Origin of the sequence: Kitasatospora arboriphila (genome assembly GCF_039528095.1) — a bacterium.
In the GTDB taxonomy this organism is placed as follows: Bacteria; Actinomycetota; Actinomycetes; order Streptomycetales; family Streptomycetaceae; genus Kitasatospora; species Kitasatospora arboriphila.
The window spans coordinates 1-1,137 of record NZ_BAAALD010000229.1 but is presented as its reverse complement, the minus strand read 5'-3'; the positions used below and the strand labels follow the sequence as shown (position 1 = coordinate 1,137).

Sequence of the window (1,137 nt, the reverse complement as noted above, 5' to 3'; positions counted from 1 at the left end):
TTTCGGGGAGAACCAGCTATCACGGAGTTTGATTGGCCTTTCACCCCTAACCACAAGTCATCCGCTAATTTTTCAACATTAGTCGGTTCGGTCCTCCAGTTAGTGTTACCCAACCTTCAACCTGCCCATGGCTAGATCACCGGGTTTCGGGTCTATACCCTGCAACTTAACGCCCAGTTAAGACTCGGTTTCCCTGCGGCTCCCCTATACGGTTAACCTTGCTACAGAATATAAGTCGCTGACCCATTATACAAAAGGTACGCAGTCACACCCGAAGGTGCTCCCACTGCTTGTACGTACACGGTTTCAGGTTCTTTTTCACTCCCCTCGCCGGGGTTCTTTTCGCCTTTCCCTCACGGTACTGGTTCACTATCGGTCAGTCAGGAGTATTTAGCCTTGGAGGATGGTCCCCCCATATTCAGACAGGATACCACGTGTCCCGCCCTACTCTTCGAGTTCACAACCTGTGCATTTTGGTGTACGGGACTATCACCCTGTACCGTCGGACTTTCCAGACCGTTCCACTAACACACAAGCTGATTCAGACTCTGGGCTGCTCCCCGTTCGCTCGCCGCTACTGGGGGAATCTCGGTTGATTTCTTTTCCTCGGGGTACTTAGATGTTTCAGTTCCCCCGGTTCGCCTCGTTAACCTATGTATTCAGTTAACGATAGTGTGACGAATCACACTGGGTTTCCCCATTCGGACATCGCCGGTTATAACGGTTCATATCACCTTACCGACGCTTTTCGCAGATTAGCACGTCCTTCATCGCCTCTGACTGCCAGGGCATCCACCGTGTACGCTTAGTCGCTTAACCTCACAACCCGAAGATGTTTCACTTCTGATTGCGAAAATTTGAGAGACTCGAACACACATTAACTGTGTGTCGTTTCAATTTTCAGCTTGATCCAGATTTTTAAAGAGCAAAACTTCGCAGTGCACCTTTTCAGGTTCACTCTGAAGTTTTCTTGTGTTCGCAGTAAAGATGGTGGAGCTATGCGGGATCGAACCGCAGACCTCCTGCGTGCAAAGCAGGCGCTCTACCAACTAAGCTAAGTCCCCAGCTTACATCATCAATCATGTATCTTTTATCTATAACTTCAACCAGTCAAAGTCATGGTGGGTCTGACAAGAC

Annotated in this window: 1 tRNA gene and 1 rRNA gene; both read right to left on the bottom strand. The window is 49.3% G+C overall.

Annotation, left to right across the window (positions count from 1 at the left end):
- Window positions 1–819: ribosomal RNA gene (locus tag ABD353_RS39655) — 23S ribosomal RNA — on the bottom strand; the annotation flags it as partial.
- 169 nt (window positions 820–988) lie between these two features.
- Window positions 989–1,063 (bottom strand) — tRNA-Ala (locus tag ABD353_RS39650).
- Window positions 1,064–1,137 lie beyond the last annotated feature (74 nt).